1 protein-coding gene is annotated in these 1041 nt (G+C 80.7%); it reads left to right on the top strand.

Annotation, left to right across the window (positions count from 1 at the left end; translation table 11 throughout):
- Positions 1–1041, top strand: a 1041-nt coding sequence (locus GTR00_RS21555; protein ID WP_166613540.1) for a carboxylate-amine ligase, incomplete at both ends; no start/stop codon positions are given.

Below are 1041 nucleotides of genomic sequence, written 5' to 3'. Positions count from 1 at the left end.
ACCCCGTCCACGGCACCGCCCGCCCCGACGCCCCCCGGGTGCTGCGGCGGCTGCCGCCCGGGCGCGGCACCAGCGAGCTGCAGCGCGAGCAGGTGGAGACCGGCTCGGCGCCGCACACCTCGCTGAGCGCCCTGCGCGCCGACCTGCTGGCGCGCAGGCGCGAGCTGGCCGAGGCCGCCGGCGGCGGCCCCGGCGGGCCGGGCACCCTGCTGGTGGCCCTGGGCACCCACCCGCTGGGCGGGGTGCCCACCCTGTCGCCCGGCTCGCGCTACGAGCGCATGAGCCGGCGCTTCGGGCTGCTGGCGCGCGAGCAGCTCACCTGCGGCTGCCACGTGCACGTCGGCGTCGCCGACCGCGACGAGGGCGCGGCGGTGCTGGACCGGCTGCGCCCCTGGGCGCCGGTGCTGCTGGCGCTGAGCGCGAACTCCCCGTTCTGGCAGGGCGTGGACACCGGCCACGCCAGCTACCGCTCGCGGGTGTGGGACCGCTGGCCCACCGCCGGCCCCACCGGGCCCGTCGGCGACGCCGCCGGCTACGACGCCCTGGTGCGCCGGGTGCTCGCCACGGGCGTGCCGATGGACACCGGGATGCTCTACTTCGACGTCCGCCTCTCGGCCCGCTACCCCACCGTGGAGGTGCGGGTGGCCGACGTGTGCCTGCGCGTGGACGACGCCGTGCTCGTCGCCGGGCTGGTGCGCGCGCTGGCCGACACCGCCGCGGCCGAGCACCGCGCCGGGCGCCCGGCGCCGGACGTCGGCGTGGAGGCGCTGCGCCTGGCGTCCTGGCGCGCCTCCAGCGACGGCGTCGACGGCGAGCTGGTGCACCCGCTGAGCGGCGCGCCGCGCCCGGCCGCGCAGGTGGTCGCCGACCTGCTGGAGCACGTCGCCCCCGCCCTGGCCGCCGCCGGCGACGAGGAGCTGGTGCGCGCCGGGGCCGCCGCGGTGCTCCAGCGCGGCACCGGTGCGCGCTGGCAGCGGGCCGTCGCCGCCGCCGAGGGGGTGCCGGCGCTGCTGCGCCGCGCCGCCCTGCTGACCCTGGACG

Source organism: Kineococcus indalonis (assembly GCF_009906395.1).
Classification (GTDB): Bacteria; Actinomycetota; Actinomycetes; order Actinomycetales; family Kineococcaceae; genus Kineococcus; species Kineococcus indalonis.
Note: the sequence above shows the minus strand (reverse complement) of the source record. Positions and strands in the feature narration are given on the sequence as shown.